The sequence below is a fragment of the Companilactobacillus kimchiensis genome (genome assembly GCF_001438805.1).
Taxonomy (GTDB): domain Bacteria; phylum Bacillota; class Bacilli; order Lactobacillales; family Lactobacillaceae; genus Companilactobacillus; species Companilactobacillus kimchiensis.
In genome coordinates this window covers 1-17,959 of sequence record NZ_JQCF01000037.1, presented here as the reverse complement: position 1 = coordinate 17,959, position 17,959 = coordinate 1, and the positions used below count along the sequence as shown (strand labels likewise).

Sequence of the window (17,959 nt, the reverse complement as noted above, 5' to 3'; positions counted from 1 at the left end):
AAGTGGCTAACTTGTTCTTGTAATTTTCGAACAATAAAAAGATAAATTTTAAAAATTTAATTATTTACTTCAAAGAACCATGCATCATTTTCGGTACCATTTAATAATTCAGGATTATCATTTAATTTATCGTTCACTTTAACGATTTTCCCACTAACGGGTGATTCTAGCTCAACCACGGCCTTTTGAGCCTCAATTTCACCGCTAGAGTCACCTTTTTTGATTTCAGTATTTAAACCAGGTAATTCTACATATTTGACGTCACCTAAAGCCTCTTGAGCTTCTTTGGTTAAGCCTATACGTGTTGTATCTTTACCCTTGTTGACCCAGAAGTATTCTTCTTTATCACTCATAATATTTCCTACCTTTGTTTAAAAGTACCATTTTCAAACATATAACTCTTATGATGGAATCTCATTGACATAACTAAACCGATACCAATCATATTACCTAATAAAGCCGATCCACCTTGAGAAATAAATGGCAAAGGAATACCAGTCAATGGTAATAGACCAACACTCATACCAATGTTTTCAAAAACATGGAACAAGATCATCATGATAACACCAGTTGATACATAAGCATAAAATTCATTCTTAGTATCAAAAGTTACTTGGATCATTTGGTAGATCAAAAGAAAATACAACAGGATCAGAACACAAGAACCAATGAAACCGAAGTTTTCACCAATAACTGAGAAAATCATATCTGATTCACGAACTGGCACGTAGACGTTAGAAACGTTAAACCCTTTACCGAATAACTTACCTGAGCCAATTGCCTTCATATTCTGCCAAATCTGATATCCGTTTTCAGAGGTATCAGCTGACGGATTCAACCAACTATCAATCCGAGCAAATTGATACGATCTAAAACCAAAGTGACCCAAAATCTGTCGTCCCCAGTCCGTTGTAGCGAACAATAAGGCAGTCCCACCAACTACAGCAACAAGTAGGAACGCTGTTAATAGAATGCGCCAATCGATCCCTGAGACCAAGATCATCCCACCAAGGATGGCTACGAAAACCAAAATAGTACCAAAATCATTCTGTAGTTTCAAAAGTACCAACACTGGTAACGTCCAGAGAAATAATTTACCTAATAAAGCAAAGTCATTTTTAATTGTATGAACTTGGTGTGAACTATTGTGATTAGTAATTACTTTACCCAGCATTAAGATAAACGCCGGTTTCATTACTTCAGACGGTTGAAAAGTAAACGAACCGATGGCAAACCAACTTTTAGCACCGGTTGTTGCTGCATAGGCCCGACTGTAAAAAATCAGAACCAAGAACAGCAACGCCAATCCAGCGTAATAGGCGTAATTAGCCACTTGCCACAATTGTTCCGCATCAAATTGCATAATAACTGCAATGATTATGGCTCCCAAAACATACCAAGCCACTTGTGAAACAACATTTTTTAAAGGATTCTGTGAATCTTGAATTGTCGCAACGTAAATAGACATTAAGCCAATGATCGCCAACATCATTACTGAGAAAATAATCCCGTAATCAATTCTTGAGTCCACATCATTTTGTTTTCTGTTTTCTCTTATTTGCATGTTTACACCTGCTAATGATTATGTAAGTTGTATTGCATTAGCAACTCATTAATTGCATCGTCCAATTTTACTGATTTAAAAGGAGTTTCATTACTTTCAACGTATGACAAGTAACGTTCGCCATCCTTTTTGATTGTTCCAATATACTTTTTACGATCCCAAAGTTCATATGTTTCGGGATCACTACTGATATCTTTCAAACTGATTTCAACTGATTTTTTTCTATTAGCCATTAAATCTTCCCTATTCTTTGTTATGAAATTTATTTGCTATAATTTCATCTTCGTATTTTTCTGGATGAGGATTTCTAAAAATGGTGAAATTATCTGGCACAGGATCGACTCCACCACGAACAAAGGGATTACATCGTAAAATACGTGCAACTCCCATAATCGTGCCCAAAATCCCACCATGTTTCTTGACCGCATCTATAAAGTAAGACGAACACGTTGGGTAATACCGACAACTAGGTGGTAACACTGGAGAAATAAATTTTTGATAGAGTCGAACGACTCCAATTAAAATCTTCTTAAGCATACTACCTTAGAAAATCAAACATATGCATCCAGGTTCCGGGCCAAAGAACGGCCAGTGGATTTGATCCACCCAAAGCTGAACCAATCAACATACCCAAAATCAAGAAAGCCAGCATTAACAATAGTACCCAACCTATCTTTTTAAAAATATCACGACGATATTCTTTACCAAAATCTCTTTTCATTTTTCATCCTAGTATTTCTTATGTTTTTCAATATGATCTAACAAAACACCAGTACCCAAAGCAACTGAATCTAATGGACTGTCAGTCAATAAAACTGGAACTTGAAGTTTCTCTGATAGTAATTTATCAAGATTCTTCAATAATGCTCCACCACCTGTAAGCATGATACCACGATCAATAATATCACCTGATAGTTCTGGAGGTGTTTGTTCCAAAACGTTTTTAGCAGCGCTGACAATCTGATCTACGCCATCTGCTAAAGCTGCTTGGATTTCAACTTCGTTAGTTGTAATTTCCTTTGGTAAACCACTGACAATATCGATACCACTAGCTGAGAATGTTTTGCTTTCATCTGCATCCATTACACAGCCAATTTCCATCTTAATTTGTTCAGCAGTTCTTTCACCAATGATCAAACTATGGTTCTGTTTGATATAAGCCTGAATAGCTCCAGTCATCTTATCACCAGCAAAACGTAATGATTGACTAGTAACGATATCGCCCATTGAAATAACCGCAACATCACTAGTACCACCACCGATATCAATAACCATATTACCTTGTGGTTTAAAGATATCAAGTCCAGCACCAACAGCAGCAACTTTAGGTTCAAGTTGAAGATAAACTTTACCGCCACCAGCTTGTTCGGCAGCTTCAATAATTGATTTCTGCTCAACTGGTGTTACATTAGTTGGCGCACAGATCATGATAGTTGGTTTAGAAAAACGACTTCCCACATTCAACTTTTCAATGAAATATTGAAGCATTTTTTCTGTAATATCAAAATCAGCAATAACACCGTCTTTTAAAGGACGAATGGCTTTGATATTAGCTGGTGTTCTACCAACCATCATATAAGCGTCTTTACCAACTGCTACTACATCATTATTATTTGTATTAATTGCTACAACGGAAGGTTCATTTAAAACGATTCCTTCACCTTTTACATCAATAAGCACATTTGCTGTACCCAAATCAATTCCTAGATATTTCGACATACTATATCCTCCAAAATCTAAACACAAGAAGTATATCATAACCAGCTGAATCATTAAATTGCCAATAAAAAAAGAAAGTGGAACTTCCACTTCCTTAAGTCAATTTTAAGCCAATTTGGTAACACTTGATATTGTATTTAGTACTAAACTTTCTCTGCCAGATTCATCGACGGAAACACGTCTAACCTTGGCACCTAAACTTCTTAACTTTTCTGTGAAATGATAATATCCACGATCCAAATATTGAAGGTTGGAAACTCTTGTTTCACCCTCAGCAACTAATCCTGCCAATACTAGTGCTGCAGCAGCACGTAAATCAGTAGCAGCAACATTAGCACCACTTAGTTGAGCTGGACCAAACATAATTACAGAATTACCTTCGATCTTATAATCAGCTTTCATCTTACCGAATTCTGGAAAATGCATGAATCTATTTTCAAAAACAGTTTCCGTCATAACGGTTGTTCCGACACTTAATAATTGAGCCAAAGTCATTTGGGCTTGCATATCAGTTGGAAAACCAGGATGTGGCAAAGTCTTTACATCAACTGGTTTTAATTGATTACTGCCGACAACACGAATTCCTTCATCAGTTTCATCAATCGAAACACCCATTTCAATTAATTTAGAGATCAATGGACGATTGTGAGCAGCTACGGCATCTTTAATAAAGATATCACCGTTAGTAATAGCTGCAGCAACCATAAAAGTTCCTGCTTCAATTCTATCTTGCATAATTGAATGTTCACAACCATGTAAACTAGGGACACCAATGATTCGAACAGTATTAGTACCTGCACCAGTGACATCAGCACCCATCTTACCTAAAACGTTCGCAAGATCGACGATTTCTGGTTCTCTAGCGGCGTTGTCGATGACTGTTTCACCATCGGCTAAAGTAGCGGCCATCATAATATTTTGAGTTGCACCAACACTTGGGAAATCCAAGTAAATATTGGCACCATGTAATCCTTTTGTCGTTGCATCAATATAACCACCGTTTTGGGTAAATTTAGCACCCATGGCTTCTAGACCCTTGATATGTAAATCGATTGGTCTAGATCCGATGGCACAACCACCAGGCATTGCAACATGTGCTTCTTTGTTTCTGGCCAAAAGTGGTCCTAAAACAACGATTGAAGCACGCATTTTATCTACTAATTCTTCTGGGGCAGTTGTAGTTGTCCCCGCACTTGTATCAACTGTTAATACTTCATCAATTTCATCATAAGAAACATCTGCGTTCAAAGCTTTCAAAACTTTAGACATTGTTATTACATCCGATAACGGAGGGATATTCGTTAAAAATGTCTTACCTTTTGATGCTAAAAGTGTTGTCGCCAAAATTGGTAAAGCGGCATTTTTGGCACCTTCAATTCTGACAGTTCCTTTTAATTGCGTAGGTCCATTTACGATTATTTGTTGCACAATATTCTCCTCCAAAAACCTGGAATCATTTAAAAAGCAAGGCTATATTTTGAGATAGACTAAAAATGCTCATAAAAAAAGAGCTTACTGTATAACCAAGAGCGATTGCAATAAACGCTACAAGTAATTGTAACATTTTAGGATTGGATTTGTTATATATCTTTTTCCAATCAACCGCTTGCAATGCATTAAAACTGATCCATATAAATATAACATGACTTATAAGCGTAATTATGGCATTCATTCCGATATTTGTCATTTTATAAACCTCACTTTTCTAAATAATAACATTTTCTTAATAAATTGTCGTTATGGCCTTAAAATATCCTAAACTATTCTACTGCACAAGAAGAATTTTTTTAATATTGATTGTTAAAAAGATATCATCTTCCACTAAACTTGGCGACAGAAATATGAACGAAATTTTGAGCCAATTCCAATCTCCACTGTAAATTAAAAAGACTCTGTACTAATTAAGTATACACATCAATCTGTACAGAGCTTATTATTACACCTTCATTTTGACTTTTTTAACCTAATACCATTTCTATAGCCTTTTAACCCCGAACCACTATCAATAAATACAAACAAAAAAGACCGAGTCTCCTCAGTCTTTTTTGTTAGATATTTTTATGTGCACTTACGTTAATTCTGTTTACAGCTTTACGTAATGATACTTGAGCACGAGCCAAATCATCCACATTATGTTTCTCTTCAGCAACTTTAATGGTTTCTTCAGCCTTTTCTTTAGCATACTCTGCACGTCTTAAATCAATGTCTCTAGCTCTTTCGGCACTATTAGCGACGATTGAAACTAGATCATTGCTAAACTCCAAGAACCCGCCATTTACAGCGATTGAGTCTTCATGATGGGGTTTGTCCACACGACGGACACGAACTTCATCAATGATTAATGGGGCAATAATTGGAGCATGGTGAGCCATGACACCAATTTCACCGTCAATAGTACTCAAAATAACGAGTTTTGCATGATGATCATAAACGACACCATCAGGAGTAACAATATTGACCGTCACTATGTTTTCAGCCATATTATTTCCTCCTATCGTTAATTGGCAACTGCTTCTGCAGTATTGTCATCTTGGCCATCAGCTGGTTTCCAGCCCATTTTCTTAGCTTTATCTATAACGTCTTGAATTCCACCAACACCATTAAAGGCATCTTCTGGAACGTCGTCATATTTACCATCTAAGATATCATGGAAATCTTTAACTGTTTCAGCAACAGGAACATAAGAACCTGGTACACCAGTAAATTGTTCAGCAACACTGAAGTTTTGTGACAAGAAGAATTGAATACGTCTTGCACGAGCAACAACAGTTTTTTCTTCATCAGATAATTCATCCATACCCAAGATAGAAATAATATCTTGAAGTTCGTGATATCTTTGAAGAACTTCTTGAACTTGTGTAGCAACATCATAATGTTCTTGACCAATAATTGAAGGATCAAGAGCTGATGATGATGAAGCTAGTGGATCAACAGCTGGATAGATACCTTGCTGTGTCAAACTACGTTCCAAGTTGGTTGTAGCATCCAAATGGGCGAAAGTTGTGGCAGGAGCAGGATCAGTATAATCATCGGCAGGAACATAAACGGCTTGAATTGAAGTAATTGAACCCTTCTTAGTAGAAGTGATTCTTTCTTGCAATTGACCCATTTCTGTAGCCAATGTTGGTTGATAACCAACGGCTGAAGGCATACGACCAAGCAAGGCAGAAACTTCTGAACCAGCTTGGGTAAATCTAAAGATGTTATCAATAAACAATAGAACATCTTGTCCTTCAACATCACGGAAGTACTCAGCAATTGTCAAACCTGTTAGGGCAACACGCATACGAGCACCAGGTGATTCGTTCATTTGACCATAAACCATGGCTGTTTTAGCAAGAACACCAGATTCCTTCATTTCATAATAAAGGTCATTACCTTCACGTGTTCTTTCACCAACACCAGTAAATACTGAAATACCACCATGTTCTTCAGCGATATTATGAATCAACTCTTGAATTAGAACGGTTTTACCAACACCGGCACCACCGAACAAACCAACTTTACCACCACGAACGTAAGGTTCGAGAAGATCAATAACTTTGATACCTGTTTCAAGAATTTCAGTAGATGTATTTAATTGATCATAAGGAGGTGCTTGACGGTGAATACTGTTTCTTGGGAAGTCAGCAGGAAATGCTTTGCCTCCGTCGACTGATTCGCCTAAAACGTTAAACACACGACCCAATGTTTCTTTACCAACTGGTACAGAAATTGGTTCAGCAGTGTTATTAACTTCAGCACCTCTTTGAAGTCCATCAGTAGAACTCATAGAAATGGCACGCAAGGCACCATCACCTAATTCTAGAGCAACTTCAAGAGTAATCTCTGATCCGTCATTTTTCTTAACTTTTAGAGCATCGTTAATTTCTGGCAAATTCCCGTCTAAAGGAAATTCAACATCGACAACTGGACCGATTACTTGAATAACTTTACCTTTGCTACTCATTAATTTGGCTCCTTTCTAAACTATTCAAGTGCAGCAGCACCACCGATAATTTCAGTGATCTCTGTAGTAATTTGAGCCTGACGAGCACGGTTATAATGTAATGACAAACTTGAAATAAGATCGTCAGCATTATCGGTCGCACTCTTCATAGCTGTAACAGAAGCAGCATGCTCTGCTGTTTTTGCATCCATCATTGCTCCTAAAACTAAACACTCAATATATTGAGGCACAATTGCGGACAAAACGGCTTTAGGGTTTGGTTCAGTGATGTACTCAGTAGCAACTTCTTGTTCTTCATCAGTCACATCATCAGGTTCTGTTAATGGCAATAACTTGTCATTAGTAAATTCTGAAACCAATGAATTAACATGATGATTATGACAAATATCAATTTCATCAAACAATTCTGCTTGATACATTTGCAAAATCGTCTTCATGATTGGAGTGATATCAGTAACTGTCGGAATATCAGGTAAACCACGATATTCGTAAGATACGTCAAAACCTCGAGACTTGAAGAATTCTGTACCAGTAGCACCTAAAGAAATGATAGTAAATTTACTCTTGTCACCATTATATTTCTTTTGAAAAAGATCCATCATGGCTTTTAAGATATTACTATTATATCCACCAACAAGACCACGGTCACTTGTAATAACAACGTAAGCGGTCTTCTTGACTTCACGAACCTTGAGAAGACTGTTTAAACTCAACGGATCAGTGGAATCATCAGCAATTGATAATTCTTTGAACACATCAGCCGCCGTTAAATGTCTAACAATATCTTCAACTTTTTTTGCGTACAATTGATAAGCAATAGATTTCTTTTCAATACGAGAGAGTTTAGCACCAGATACCATTTGCATGGCTCTTGTTATTTGACCGGTTTTCTTAGTAGAAGAAATTCTTCTCTTAATATCCATAAGGGATTCAGCCATAATTTAAACCTCCTGTATTATTTTGTTTGCTTGCTATCTGACTTAGAAGCCAAGAAGTTTTCTGTAAATTCATTTACGGCAGACTTAAATTGGTCTTCGTCAGGTAATGTACCTTTATCTTTGATTGTTTGTAAAAGATCTGGATGGTTTGCATCGAAATATTCAGAAAGTGAAGTTTCAAATTCTTTAATATCTTCAACTTCAATCTTATCCAAGAATCCTCTTGTCAAAGCAAACAAAATCAAAACTTGTTTTTGAACAGCAACTGGGGAATGTACAGGTTGTTTTAGAACTTCAACAGTACGACGACCACGGTCTAGTTTTGCCTTTGTAGCTTCATCAAGATCAGAACCAAATTGAGCAAATGATTCCAATTCACGATATGAAGAAAGATCTAGACGTAAAGTACCAGCAACTTTCTTCATAGCTTTAATTTGAGCATCCCCACCAACACGAGATACAGATGTACCAGCATCAATAGCTGGACGTGTACCAGAGTGGAATAGATCACTACTCAAGAAAATCTGTCCATCAGTGATAGAAATAACGTTAGTTGGAATGTAGGCAGACACATCACCGGCTTGTGTTTCAACGATAGGTAAAGCGGTCATTGAACCACCACCTAAATCGTCACTCAACTTAGCAGCACGTTCTAGTAAACGTGAATGCAAGTAGAACACATCACCAGGATATGCTTCACGCCCAGGTGGTGTCCTTAGCAATAGTGATATTTCACGATAAGCATTAGCTTGCTTGCTCAAATCATCATAGACGATCAAAACATGCTTGCCATTATACATAAAGTATTCACCCATAGCAGCACCAGCATATGGTGCAAAGTAAAGCATAGGTGCTGGTTGACTTGGACCAGCTTCAACAACGATAGTATAATCCATTGCGCCATGCTTTCTTAAGGTTTCAACTTGGGCTCTAATTGTTGATTCCTTTTGACCAATAGCGACATAAATACAAATCATGTCTTGGTCTTTTTGATTCAAAATTGTATCAATAGCGATTGAAGTTTTACCAGTCTTACGGTCACCAATGATCAACTCACGTTGACCACGACCAATAGGAACAAGTGCGTCGACTGATTTCAAACCTGTTTGAAGGGGTTCGAAAACTGACTTACGTTGCATAACGCCAGGTGCAGGTGATTCAATAGGTCTTGTTTTGTCTGTTTTAACTTCTCCCAGACCGTCTACAGGTTGACCCAAGGCATTTACGACACGACCAATCATTGCTTCCCCAACGGGAACTTCCATGATACGGCCTGTTCTTTTAACAGTGTCGCCTTCACGGATCTTATCGTAATTACCAAGAATGATGATACCTACTTCATCACTTTCAAGGTTTTTAGCTACACCAAAAGTACCGCCTTGGAATTCTAGTAATTCACTAGCCATAGCATTTTCAAGGCCATTAGCACGAGCAATACCATCACCGACGTATGTAACTGTACCTACTTCATCAACTGAGAGTTCATTTTTATAGTTCTTTAACTGTTCTTTGATCAGCGAACTAATCTCTTCAGTTTTGATGCTCATTCTTTTCACCTCGACTTAATTATTAACCAATAGAGTCTTCTTAATGTCGTTAAATCTCTTAACAACACTACCATCAACAACTTGATCTCCTACGCGGATTATAACGCCACCAATGATAGTTGAATCGACTATTTTCGTTAAATTTACTTTATTTACTGAAAATCTCTTTTTAATTACAGATTCTAGATTACTTGCCTGAGCTTCATCCAAATCAACAGTCGTAGTAACTGTAGCTTCTACAATACCATTTACTTCATCATATTTCTTGATGAAAGCATCGGCAATTTCGATGATACAATCCATACGATTATTATCGAAAACTAGGCTTAGAAAATCCTGCATTAATTCACCAAATTGGTTCTTTAATGTATCTAAAATCTTTAGCTTTTCAGTGCGAGAAATAGAACGTCCTGCAAGAGCAAAACTCAAGCTAGGATTTTCTTCATAGACTTTTTTCAAAGATTTTAAATCTTCAAGCATTTCATCTACGGATTTTTGTTCTTCGGCAACTTCGTAAAGTGCCTTACTGTAACGCTTTCCCACTTGTTCTTTACTTAGCTTCATTAACCGTCAACTCCTTAATATAAGAGTCGATAAGTGACTTTTGATCATCTGCATTAAGCTCTTTAGAAATAACTTTAGAAGCAATTTCCAAAGAAAGATTAGCTATGTCATTTTGTGCGCCTGCCATAGCATCTTCTTTAGCCTTAGCTGCATCAGATTTTGCTCTTTGTCTTACTTCTTCAGCTTCGCTATGAGCATCGGATACGATAGACTTCTTTTGAGTCTCACCGCTTTCCTTAGCTTTACTAACAATTTCCACTGCTTCAGCACGTGAACTCTTAAGAGCATCTTCACGTTCTTTTGCCAACTTTTCAGCACGTGAACGTTCCTGATCCGCATAGTCCAGATCACCAGTAATCTTCTCAGATCTGGCGTCCATCATCTTTGTAACAGGACCCCAAGCAAAATGCTTGACTAATAGTGCTAAAACGATGAAAGAAACAAGAATGAAAAGCATGTCACCCAAAGCTACTTGATTAGCTCCGAGAACTAATAAACCTGCCAATATTCTTCACTCCTTCCCTTCTTATAAACACATCAACATAAAAAGGCGATTATTTTATATCGCCAAGTTTCTGGTTGTATGTATTAAACGAAAAGAATAACGAACGCAATAGCGATGGCAATGATAGGAACAGCTTCGATAAGACCAACACCGATGAACATTGTTCCTCTTAACTTATCGGCTACTTCTGGTTGACGGGCCATTCCTTCAAGTGTTTTAGAAATAACAAGTCCGTTACCGATTGATGCTCCAAGAGCAGCGATACCAGCTGCAAGAGCTGCCGCAATATCCTTCATAATTTAAAATCCTCCAATAAAAGTTATTCTTGTTCCAGTTTACGTGAAATATATACCATAGATAATGTGGTAAATACATACGCTTGGATGGCTCCAATAAAGACAGAAAAGCCTTGCCATACCATGGCTAATGGTATTGCTGCAACGAATGTCACAGCGCCAAAACTTTTTGCAACAGTTCCAATAAGTGCAAGAAGTACTTCACCGGCAAATATATTACCGTAAAGACGTAGTGACAATGTTAGGAAGTTGGTAAATTCTTCCAGAAGGTTAATTGGTAGTAAAAACTTTACCGGTCTCGCATAGTTAGATATATAGCCGCCGAATCCAAATTTCTTCACAGCATAGTAATGTGAAAGCAACAATGAAATTGTTGCAAGTCCCATTGTAATCAATGGGTTAGATGTTGGTGACTTTACATATGTGAAACCGCCAACCTTTAGTTGGAAAATTAATCCTAATTGGTTAGATACGAAAATAAATAGGAATAACACAAACGCATAAAGGTTGAATTGTTTACCTGACCCATCTGGCATTGCCGACTTGACTATACTATTAGTAAAGTCAATCATCCATTCGAGTACATTCTGTGCTTTGCCTGGTCTCATCGTGATCTTACGTGATAATGTAAACACCAAAATGAAAACGAGGACTGCAGAGACAAGAACTGACAAGTCATTTGCAACATTGAATCTTAAGCCTAAGAAATCAATAAACTTATACTTATCGTCCAATAATAACCCTCCTTTCTTCGCTTATTGAAAACAATTGATACCACAAAATAATAACACTAAATTTTATATATTCAAACAATGAAATTGTTATTTTGTCCCAAACAATCTGTCACCAGCATCGCCTAATCCTGGGAAGATATAGCCACTGTCAGTAATTTTTTCATCGAGTGATGCAGCATAGATATCAACGTCAGGATGAGCGTCTTGAACAGCTTTGACACCTTCAGGAGCAGCTACTAAAACAACTAAACGCATATGCTTAGCACCACGTTTTTTAAGAGCTTCGATAGCCATGTTAGCTGAACCACCAGTAGCCAACATTGGATCAACGATGAATAACTCACGTTGGTCAATATCACTTGGAAGCTTGACAAAGTATTCATGTGGTTTCAAAGTTTTTTCATCACGGTACATACCGATATGACCAACTTTAGCAGCAGGAATTAATTCAAGCACACCATCAACCATACCAAGTCCGGCACGTAAGATAGGAATAACAGCTAGTTTCTTACCAGCAAGGACCTTTTGAGTTGATTTACCCATTGGTGTTTCAACTTCAACGTCTTTCAAAGGAAGATCACGAGTAATTTCGTAAACCATCAATTCACCAATTTCATTAGCAACTTCACGGAATACCTTAGTACCAGTGTGTTTGTTTCTGATGATAGTTAATTTGTGTTGAATCAATGGGTGATTTAGAACTGTAAATTTAGACATTTTGTATCTCCTTAGTTTTTATAATGTGTATTTCCTGCTGATTTATTAATCCGATTACTATATGCAGCACCATGACCGACATCTGGGAATCCTTGAGCGAGGATGTATTGCACATGATCACTGTCTAATTGACGTAATCCGGCAAACAAATCTCTTGAAGCACTAATGACATCTTTTCCTAATGAAAAAGTTTTCATGTTATTAGGTACTTCTTTCAAGATTTCATCAGTCGCCATAACTCCCAATGAGACATCTTTAGCCGCATACTCTGCAATCGCTTGTTTAAAATCGTCAACATCATCGACAATGATGACCTGAGCACTTGGTGCATAATGCTTATATTTCATTCCTGGTGCCTTTGGAACTTCTCCTGCGGAAACTTTATGATGGTCACTGTTAACATTATCGATAACTTTCAATAAATCGTCTGAAGTAATCATCCCTGGTCTCAAAATTGTTGGTATTTCTACCGACAAATCGATCACTGTTGACTCAACCCCAAGTTTAGTTGGACCATCATCTAAAATAGCCGCAATCTTACCATGTAGATCATGATAAACATGTTTTGCTAAAGTCGGACTAGGTTTACCACTGGTATTAGCCGATGGACCAACAATTGGTTTGCCAAAAGTTTTGATAAGATCCAAAGTTGCCTGATTATTAGGCATCCGAAAGGCAGCAGTCGTTAGACCACCGGTAACGGCGGTTGAAAGCTTACCTGGTTGAATCGGCATAATAATCGTTAATGGACCTGGCCAAAACGCATTCATCAGCTTTTCTGCCAATGGTTTATAGCTGTTGTCAGCATATTCCCAAACCATCTCTGGACTAGAAACATGCACGATCAAAGGATTATCACTTGGACGTCCCTTGGCAGCATAGACATCTTTGACTACATCAGGTCTGGTTGCGTCAGCTCCTAAGCCATAGACAGTTTCAGTTGGAAAAGCAACTAATTGTCCTTTGGCTAAGAAAGCTGCAGCTTCTTGAATCTGTGTACTCTTGAGTATCTCAGTTTCCAATACTACATCTCCTTTTTAGCTTTTAGATATCGGTAATTCCCACTTATATCTTTATGAAATTCTACAACATAATTGGGGAGATTATCACAAAAAATCTGTTTTATTGCATTTTTTTGTCGAAAACCGAATTCCATATACAAAATACCGTCTTCAGAAAGATAATTTTGTATCTTCTGCGTGATATTCTCATAAAATTCTAAACCATTATCTTGACCATATAAAGCCAAATCCGGTTCATATTTAATAACACTAACGTCCATATCCTTTTTTTCATCCTCAGCAATATATGGAGGATTAGAAACAATGATATCAAATTTTTGTTGTTCTATGTTTTGAAACAAGTCACTCTGTTTAAAGAAGATATTATTTGTTTGGTAATTTTCGGAATTAAGTTCAGCTACCTGAAGAGCATCTTCAGAAATATCTGTCGCCAAAATTTCATCATTAGGGAAACTTAAGCCTAAAGTTATCGCAATGATGCCGGAACCAGTTCCAATATCACAAATACTCTTTTGAGTTTCTCCGTGATCATCAATAATTTTTTGAACCATTTCTTCAGTATCTTGTCTAGGAATAAGTACATTCTCATTAACTGAAAAGTTTCGATCCATGAAATATGCATATCCTAAAATATACTGTACTGGCTCATCCATCATTAATCGGGCTAGTCCGTCACGGAATTTACGCATAATATCAACCGGAACATAATCATTTCGATGAAGTTGTAATTTTGTATAATTGAATCCGCTTAATTCTTCCATTAAATACTGTGCATCTTCTGGAAACTTATCCTGCGCTTTTAACATAGAAAAAGCCCCTTTCAGGGCGTTAGAATAACTTAGCTTCTCCACTTTGAATTTGCTCCAACTTTTGTGCTTGATCATGAACGATCAATGCAGAAATTATTTCTTCAAGTTCACCATTCATAATACGGTCTAATTTATTTAAAGATAGACCAATTCGATGATCAGTAACTCGGTTTTGAGGATAGTTGTAAGTTCTAATACGTTCGGAACGGTCACCTGTACCAACCGCTGACTTACGTTGTTCATCATATTCACTTTGGTTTTCTGATTCATAATAATCATAGACACGTGACTTTAAGATTTGCATCGCTTTTTGACGGTTTTGTTGTTGTGAACGTTGATCTTGCATAGCAACTACAATACCAGTTGGTAAATGGGTCATACGTACAGCTGATGAGGTTTTATTAATATGTTGACCACCAGCACCAGATGAACGATAAACATCAGTCCGAATGTCTTTAGGATCGATATCAAAATCAACTTCATCATATTCAGGCATAACGGCAACAGTTGCAGTTGAAGTGTGAACACGCCCTTGGGATTCAGTAGATGGAATTCGTTGAACACGGTGAGCTCCATTCTCATACTTCAATTTAGAATAAACACTGTCACCAGTTATCATAACGGCAACATCTTTGTATCCACCAACTTCAGTGTCAGTTTCATCAACGATATCAAAAGTCCAGCCTTGCTTTTCAGCATACTTACTGTACATAGTTAACAAATCAGCAGCGAACAAACTAGCTTCGTCACCACCAGCAGCTCCACGAATTTCCATGATAATATTCTTATCATCGTTAGGATCCTTAGGAAGCATCAAGAGTGTGATCTTATGTTCGATCTCATCTAGTTCCTTCTTAGAAGCCTCCATCTCATCTTTTGCCATAGCTTGCATTTCTGCATCATCAGTTTCTCGCATAATTTCATCGCTATCACTGATACTTTGTTTTAATTCCTTATAACGCTTGAAGGCAGCAACCACGTCACGCATATCAGCTTCTTCTTTTGAATAGGCCATATAACGTTTCGTATCATTGATAACTTCAGGATCACTCATAAGTTCTTGAAGTTCTTGGTATCTTTCAAGCAAGGTTTCTAGTTGATCAAATATTTTATCCAACTTAACAACTCCTTCTTCTATTTATTTATTATTAATCACTGGAGGATGATTATAGTGACGACGGCAAACGGGATAATACATTTCATTCCCACCAATTGCAACTTGCTCACCAGTATAAACCGGCTTATTGTCAACAACACGCATATTCATTGTAGCTTTTTTCTTACAGAACCAGCAAATAGTCTTCATTTCTTCTAGCTTATCAGCGTAAAGTAATAAATATTTGGTTCCTTCGAATAACTCATTTTTAAAATCATTCTTCAAGCCAAAGGCCATTACAGGAATTCCCAAATCATCAACAACTCTAGTTGCTTGCAATACCTGGTCTTTGGTCATGAATTCACATTCATCGATCAAAACACAAGCAGCATCAGGGTTTTGAGTCTTAACAATTTCGTAAACATCAGAACCATCTTGCAAAGGAATTGCTTTACGTGTTAAACCCATCCGACTTTGTATCTTTCCAAAACCAGAACGGGTGTCCAAAATACTAGTCATCAGAACAACAGATTTACCTTGTTCTTCATAATTATGCGCTACTTTCAAAATCTCAATCGATTTCCCACTATTCATAGCACCATATTTAAAAAATAATTGAGCCAAATTTACGCCTCCAAAAATATGTCCTTCAAGATTATAACGAAAAAACACGCGCTTGAACACAGCAAACATTTCCCAATTTCGAACAAAATCAGCTAAAATGTGTCCTAGGTGTGATAATATTATTTTAATTAATTCAATTTGGGGTTTTTATTAATGACATTCAAAGCAGGTATCGCAACATTAACAGGAAAAACATCTTACTTTATTTTGAGCAAATTTTTCAATGGTGGTTCTTCATATCCCGGAAAAATTGCTTATAAGATTGATCCTGACATTTTAAAGAGTCTTGGTCGTGATTACGATTTAATCGTCGTTACTGGTACTAATGGTAAAACTTTGACAACATCTTTGATCAATAAAATGTTGATTCAAAAATATGACGATGTTTTGACTAATCCAACTGGTTCAAATATGGTTCAAGGAATCGTTACTAGTTTCGTTACTCATCACAAGACTAGCAAACGTCCCGTAGCCGTTTTAGAAGTTGATGAAGCTAATGTCCCAATCATTTGTAGTTATATCAAACCAAAATATTTTGTCCTAACTAATATTTTCCGTGATCAAATGGATCGTTATGGCGAAATTTATACAACCTACCAAAAAATCCTTGATGGTATCAAACTGGCTCCTGAGGCTACGATTATTGCCAATGGTGATGCAGCTATCTTTGCTTCGAAGAAATTACCTAATAAAGTGATCTCTTATGGTTTCTCTGACCAAGGACATGAAACCGAGGATTTCAAAGCACCAACTAATACTGATGGTGTACTTTGTCCTAACTGTAATCACATTTTGCATTATCATATGATCTCCTATGCCAACCTGGGTAGTTACTTCTGCCCTAACTGTGGTTTCAAACGTAGTGAATTGAAGTATCAAGTAACTAATATTTCAACTCTGCTACCTAATAAAACTGTTTTTGAAATCGATGGTCATGAATTTACAATGAATATTGGTGGTAAATACAATGTTTATAACGCCTTGGCTGCCTATGCAATTGCTTCAGAAATGGGTATCAGTATTGAACAGATGCAAAAAGCCTTTGCTTATGATGAAAAAGTCTTTGGACGTCAAGAAACTATCACGGTTGATGGTAAGGACGTCAATATCATCCTTGTTAAAAATCCGGTTGGATTAAATCAAGTTATCGAAACCGTATTAAGTGATAAAGATCCATACTCACTAGCCTTCCTATTGAACGCTAATTATGCTGACGGTATCGATACTAGTTGGATTTGGGACGCTAACTTCGAGGATTTTGATTATGATAAGATTCCACTAGTTATCACCGGTGGTAAACGAGTTAAAGATGTTACTTATCGTTTCAAAATTGCTGGTTTAGATATGAAAAAGAATATCGAAACTGTTGAAATTGAAGATTTTGTTAAACAAATTGCTCAAATCCCCACTAATAAAATTTATGTTCTTGCAACATATACAGCTATGACTGGACTTCGTAAAGTTCTTGGTGACAAAGGATATATTAAACAAAAATAAAGGGCAGCCAATTGGCTGTCTTTTTTATTTTTCACTTATGATTGGTTAAATCGAAAGTATTATTTAGNTCCGTAAAAATCGGGAATAGGCTGGAACGCTGCGGACCACCTTCGGGCCAACCAAAGCCCGGTTGTCTTGAAGATTGATCTTATCCTAAGCCTCCAGGGTACGCTGACTAAGGATAATGTCGCAGCTGAGCCTATTCCCAATTTTTACTTCAGACTAGATAACCCTTTGATTGATTGGTTAGTTAAAACTGATTTGACCTAAAATTTTTGTTGCGGATAATATTTTTAAAGTAAAAAATATCCTTATTAACTGAAATAGGGTTCTTTCTTACGTTTGGTTAATCGAGTAGGAGGTAATTTTTAATTACCG

22 protein-coding genes are annotated in these 17,959 nt (G+C 37.0%); 1 reads left to right on the top strand and 21 read right to left on the bottom strand.

The window, feature by feature from the left end:
• Positions 1-56 precede the first annotated feature (56 nt).
• The 21 genes from IV57_RS12035 to IV57_RS11935 all read right to left on the bottom strand — a co-directional run bounded on the left by IV57_RS12035 (position 57) and on the right by IV57_RS11935 (position 16,084).
• Positions 57-353, bottom strand: a complete 297-nt coding sequence (locus IV57_RS12035) for a glycine cleavage system H family protein (RefSeq protein ID WP_057881765.1) — start codon at positions 351-353, stop codon at positions 57-59.
• An 8-nt stretch (positions 354-361) separates the two neighbouring features.
• A complete protein-coding gene (locus tag IV57_RS12030; protein WP_057881764.1) occupies positions 362-1,564 on the bottom strand; it encodes an FtsW/RodA/SpoVE family cell cycle protein in 1,203 nt (400 codons plus the stop codon).
• 11 nt (positions 1,565-1,575) lie between these two features.
• Positions 1,576-1,797: a DUF2969 family protein gene (locus IV57_RS12025; protein ID WP_057881763.1), complete on the bottom strand. Its 222-nt coding sequence runs from the start codon at positions 1,795-1,797 to the stop codon at positions 1,576-1,578.
• 10 nt (positions 1,798-1,807) lie between these two features.
• Entirely contained in the window at positions 1,808-2,101 is a 294-nt protein-coding gene (gene yidD, locus IV57_RS12020) for a membrane protein insertion efficiency factor YidD (RefSeq protein ID WP_057881762.1), read from the bottom strand.
• A gap of 1 nt (position 2,102) precedes the next feature.
• The gene (locus tag IV57_RS12015; RefSeq protein ID WP_057881761.1) at positions 2,103-2,285 is read right to left on the bottom strand and encodes a DNA-directed RNA polymerase subunit beta; all 183 of its coding nucleotides are present in this window, start codon (positions 2,283-2,285) and stop codon (positions 2,103-2,105) included.
• 8 nt (positions 2,286-2,293) lie between these two features.
• Positions 2,294-3,283 carry a rod shape-determining protein gene (gene mreB, locus IV57_RS12010; RefSeq protein ID WP_057881760.1) on the bottom strand — a complete coding sequence of 330 codons (990 nt, stop codon included), beginning with the start codon at positions 3,281-3,283 and terminating at the stop codon, positions 2,294-2,296.
• A gap of 105 nt (positions 3,284-3,388) precedes the next feature.
• Positions 3,389-4,711: a UDP-N-acetylglucosamine 1-carboxyvinyltransferase gene (gene murA, locus IV57_RS12005; RefSeq protein ID WP_057881759.1), complete on the bottom strand. Its 1,323-nt coding sequence runs from the start codon at positions 4,709-4,711 to the stop codon at positions 3,389-3,391.
• 25 nt (positions 4,712-4,736) lie between these two features.
• The gene (locus IV57_RS12000) at positions 4,737-4,970 is read right to left on the bottom strand and encodes a DUF1146 family protein (protein WP_057881758.1); all 234 of its coding nucleotides are present in this window, start codon (positions 4,968-4,970) and stop codon (positions 4,737-4,739) included.
• A 361-nt stretch (positions 4,971-5,331) separates the two neighbouring features.
• The gene (locus IV57_RS11995; protein WP_057881757.1) at positions 5,332-5,763 is read right to left on the bottom strand and encodes a F0F1 ATP synthase subunit epsilon; all 432 of its coding nucleotides are present in this window, start codon (positions 5,761-5,763) and stop codon (positions 5,332-5,334) included.
• 17 nt (positions 5,764-5,780) lie between these two features.
• Entirely contained in the window at positions 5,781-7,232 is a 1,452-nt protein-coding gene (gene atpD, locus IV57_RS11990; protein ID WP_057881756.1) for a F0F1 ATP synthase subunit beta, read from the bottom strand.
• A gap of 20 nt (positions 7,233-7,252) precedes the next feature.
• Positions 7,253-8,170: a F0F1 ATP synthase subunit gamma gene (locus IV57_RS11985; protein ID WP_057881755.1), complete on the bottom strand. Its 918-nt coding sequence runs from the start codon at positions 8,168-8,170 to the stop codon at positions 7,253-7,255.
• Between the two features lie 17 nt (positions 8,171-8,187).
• Entirely contained in the window at positions 8,188-9,717 is a 1,530-nt protein-coding gene (gene atpA, locus IV57_RS11980; protein ID WP_057881754.1) for a F0F1 ATP synthase subunit alpha, read from the bottom strand.
• A gap of 15 nt (positions 9,718-9,732) precedes the next feature.
• Positions 9,733-10,281, bottom strand: coding sequence for an ATP synthase F1 subunit delta (gene atpH / locus IV57_RS11975; RefSeq protein ID WP_057881753.1), 549 nt, complete (start codon positions 10,279-10,281; stop codon positions 9,733-9,735).
• Complete coding sequence (gene atpF / locus IV57_RS11970; RefSeq protein WP_420806331.1) at positions 10,268-10,789, bottom strand: F0F1 ATP synthase subunit B; 522 nt, start codon at positions 10,787-10,789, stop codon at positions 10,268-10,270. The genes atpH and atpF overlap by 14 nt, the downstream gene beginning before the upstream one ends.
• An 80-nt stretch (positions 10,790-10,869) precedes the next feature.
• Positions 10,870-11,082, bottom strand: coding sequence for a F0F1 ATP synthase subunit C (gene atpE, locus IV57_RS11965; RefSeq protein ID WP_010020175.1), 213 nt, complete (start codon positions 11,080-11,082; stop codon positions 10,870-10,872).
• Between the two features lie 23 nt (positions 11,083-11,105).
• A complete protein-coding gene (gene atpB, locus IV57_RS11960; protein WP_057881752.1) occupies positions 11,106-11,816 on the bottom strand; it encodes a F0F1 ATP synthase subunit A in 711 nt (236 codons plus the stop codon).
• Positions 11,817-11,903: 87 nt separating this feature from the next.
• The gene (gene upp / locus IV57_RS11955) at positions 11,904-12,533 is read right to left on the bottom strand and encodes a uracil phosphoribosyltransferase (RefSeq protein WP_041500850.1); all 630 of its coding nucleotides are present in this window, start codon (positions 12,531-12,533) and stop codon (positions 11,904-11,906) included.
• A gap of 11 nt (positions 12,534-12,544) precedes the next feature.
• Positions 12,545-13,555 (bottom strand): L-threonylcarbamoyladenylate synthase, encoded by a 1,011-nt coding sequence (locus tag IV57_RS11950; RefSeq protein ID WP_057881751.1) that lies wholly within the window; start codon positions 13,553-13,555, stop codon positions 12,545-12,547.
• A 2-nt stretch (positions 13,556-13,557) separates the two neighbouring features.
• A complete protein-coding gene (prmC, locus tag IV57_RS11945; protein WP_083488975.1) occupies positions 13,558-14,439 on the bottom strand; it encodes a peptide chain release factor N(5)-glutamine methyltransferase in 882 nt (293 codons plus the stop codon).
• Positions 14,384-15,481 carry a peptide chain release factor 1 gene (gene prfA / locus IV57_RS11940; RefSeq protein ID WP_057881749.1) on the bottom strand — a complete coding sequence of 366 codons (1,098 nt, stop codon included), beginning with the start codon at positions 15,479-15,481 and terminating at the stop codon, positions 14,384-14,386. Before prfA ends, prmC begins: the two co-directional genes overlap by 56 nt.
• A gap of 21 nt (positions 15,482-15,502) precedes the next feature.
• The gene (locus tag IV57_RS11935; protein ID WP_057881748.1) at positions 15,503-16,084 is read right to left on the bottom strand and encodes a thymidine kinase; all 582 of its coding nucleotides are present in this window, start codon (positions 16,082-16,084) and stop codon (positions 15,503-15,505) included.
• Positions 16,085-16,237: 153 nt separating this feature from the next.
• On the opposite strand from IV57_RS11935, the gene IV57_RS11930 reads away from it, so the two are divergent.
• Complete coding sequence (locus tag IV57_RS11930) at positions 16,238-17,581, top strand: Mur ligase family protein (RefSeq protein WP_057881747.1); 1,344 nt, start codon at positions 16,238-16,240, stop codon at positions 17,579-17,581.
• The last annotated feature ends 378 nt before the right edge of the window (positions 17,582-17,959 follow it).

Bases quoted from the DNA above. Each gene is read 5' to 3' on its own strand.
- atpA (WP_057881754.1), bottom strand. From the start codon at position 9,717: ATGAGCATCAAAACTGAAGAGATTAGTTCGCTGATCAAAGAACAGTTA.
- yidD (WP_057881762.1), bottom strand. From the start codon at position 2,101: ATGCTTAAGAAGATTTTAATTGGAGTCGTTCGACTCTATCAAAAATTT.
- atpE (WP_010020175.1), bottom strand. From the start codon at position 11,082: ATGAAGGATATTGCGGCAGCTCTTGCAGCTGGTATCGCTGCTCTTGGA.
- IV57_RS11995 (WP_057881757.1), bottom strand. From the start codon at position 5,763: ATGGCTGAAAACATAGTGACGGTCAATATTGTTACTCCTGATGGTGTC.
- IV57_RS12000 (WP_057881758.1), bottom strand. From the start codon at position 4,970: ATGACAAATATCGGAATGAATGCCATAATTACGCTTATAAGTCATGTT.
- IV57_RS12025 (WP_057881763.1), bottom strand. From the start codon at position 1,797: ATGGCTAATAGAAAAAAATCAGTTGAAATCAGTTTGAAAGATATCAGT.
- IV57_RS12030 (WP_057881764.1), bottom strand. From the start codon at position 1,564: ATGCAAATAAGAGAAAACAGAAAACAAAATGATGTGGACTCAAGAATT.
- IV57_RS11930 (WP_057881747.1), top strand. From the start codon at position 16,238: ATGACATTCAAAGCAGGTATCGCAACATTAACAGGAAAAACATCTTAC.
- upp (WP_041500850.1), bottom strand. From the start codon at position 12,533: ATGTCTAAATTTACAGTTCTAAATCACCCATTGATTCAACACAAATTA.
- IV57_RS11985 (WP_057881755.1), bottom strand. From the start codon at position 8,170: ATGGCTGAATCCCTTATGGATATTAAGAGAAGAATTTCTTCTACTAAG.
- IV57_RS12035 (WP_057881765.1), bottom strand. From the start codon at position 353: ATGAGTGATAAAGAAGAATACTTCTGGGTCAACAAGGGTAAAGATACA.
- IV57_RS12015 (WP_057881761.1), bottom strand. From the start codon at position 2,285: ATGAAAAGAGATTTTGGTAAAGAATATCGTCGTGATATTTTTAAAAAG.
- mreB (WP_057881760.1), bottom strand. From the start codon at position 3,283: ATGTCGAAATATCTAGGAATTGATTTGGGTACAGCAAATGTGCTTATT.
- atpD (WP_057881756.1), bottom strand. From the start codon at position 7,232: ATGAGTAGCAAAGGTAAAGTTATTCAAGTAATCGGTCCAGTTGTCGAT.
- atpH (WP_057881753.1), bottom strand. From the start codon at position 10,281: ATGAAGCTAAGTAAAGAACAAGTGGGAAAGCGTTACAGTAAGGCACTT.
- prmC (WP_083488975.1), bottom strand. From the start codon at position 14,439: ATGATCAAGCACAAAAGTTGGAGCAAATTCAAAGTGGAGAAGCTAAGT.